Raw genomic sequence first — 1,284 nt, 5'->3', positions numbered from 1 at the left:
GTGGCGTAGTCGCCGAAGTAGTCGACGACGTCCTCCGGCCACTGGTTGGCCTCCGCCAGCAGTACGGTGTCCGGGTACTGGGCGTCGATCTCCTTGCGCACCCGCTTCAGGAAGGCGTGCGAGGCGGGCAGGTTCTCGCAGTTGGTGCCCTCGGCCGCGTACAGGTAGGGCACCGCGTCCAGCCGGAACCCGTCGATGCCCAGGTCCAGCCAGAAGCGCAGCGCCGCCAGGATCTCCTCCTGCACGCGCGGGTTCTCGTAGTTGAGGTCCGGCTGGTGGGAGAAGAAGCGGTGGAAGAAGTACTGCTTGCGCACCGGGTCGAAGGTCCAGTTCGAGGCCTCGGTGTCGACGAAGATGATCCGCGCGTCCGGGTACCCGGTGTCGTCGTCGGCCCACATGTAGAAGTCGCCGTAGGGGCCGTCGGGGTCCGTCCTGGACTCCTGGAACCACGGGTGTTCGTCGCTGGTGTGGTTCATGACGAAGTCGATGATCACGCGGATGCCGCGTTGATGGGCCGCGTCGACGAACTCCACGAAGTCGGCGAGGTCGCCGAAGTCGGGCAGGACGGCGGTGTAGTCGGCGACGTCGTAACCGCCGTCACGCAGCGGTGACTTGAAGAACGGCGGCAGCCAGAGGCAGTCGACGCCGAGCCACTGGAGGTAGTCGAGTTTGGCGGTCAGGCCCTTCAGGTCGCCGATGCCGTCGCCGTTGCTGTCCTGGAAGGAGCGGACCAGGACCTCGTAGAAGACGGCTCGTTTGAACCAGTCCGGGTCCCGGTCCCTGGCCGGTGTGTCCTCGAACATGTCCGGCAGCGGCTCGTTCACGCTCATGACGTTCCTCGCCCTCCGTTTCGCTGTGCGGCGGGCGGTCGCTGGACGTGCAGGACGTGTGCGGGAGCCCGCCCCGGCTCCAGCCGCACGTAGTTGGCGCGGCCCCACTGGTAGCTCTCACCGGTGAGCTCGTCGCGCACCGGAACCGACTCGTGCCAGTCCAGGCCCAGTTGCGGCATGTCCAGCGAGACCGTGGCCTCCTGGGGGTGATGCGGGTCGAGGTTGGCGACCACGAGCACGACGTCCTCACCGCTGCGCTTGCTGTAGGCGATCACGGAGTCGTTGTCGGTCCGGTGGAAGCGCAGGTTCCTGAGCCGGCGGAGCGCGGGGTGCGCGCGGCGGGCGGCGTTGAGCTTCGTGATCAGGGGGCCGATGGACCGCCCCTCCTGCTCGGCGGCGTCCCAGTCGCGTGGGCGGAGCTGGTACTTCTCGCTGTCGAGGTATTCCTCGCTGC

General features: G+C 67.7%; 2 protein-coding genes. Both read right to left on the bottom strand.

The annotated features are described in order from the left end of the window. A partial coding sequence (locus IE118_RS33790) for an alpha-amylase family glycosyl hydrolase (protein WP_268248998.1) occupies nucleotides 1-830 on the bottom strand: 830 nt, incomplete at its 3' end. Next, nucleotides 827-1,284, bottom strand: a 458-nt coding sequence (locus tag IE118_RS33785) for an alpha-glucosidase C-terminal domain-containing protein (RefSeq protein ID WP_189561924.1), incomplete at its 5' end; no start/stop codon positions are given. The genes IE118_RS33785 and IE118_RS33790, both read right to left, overlap by 4 nt.

The organism is Streptomyces pilosus (genome assembly GCF_014649835.1).
GTDB lineage: Bacteria > Actinomycetota > Actinomycetes > Streptomycetales > Streptomycetaceae > Streptomyces > Streptomyces pilosus.
This window is presented reverse-complemented; position numbering and strand designations above follow the sequence as displayed.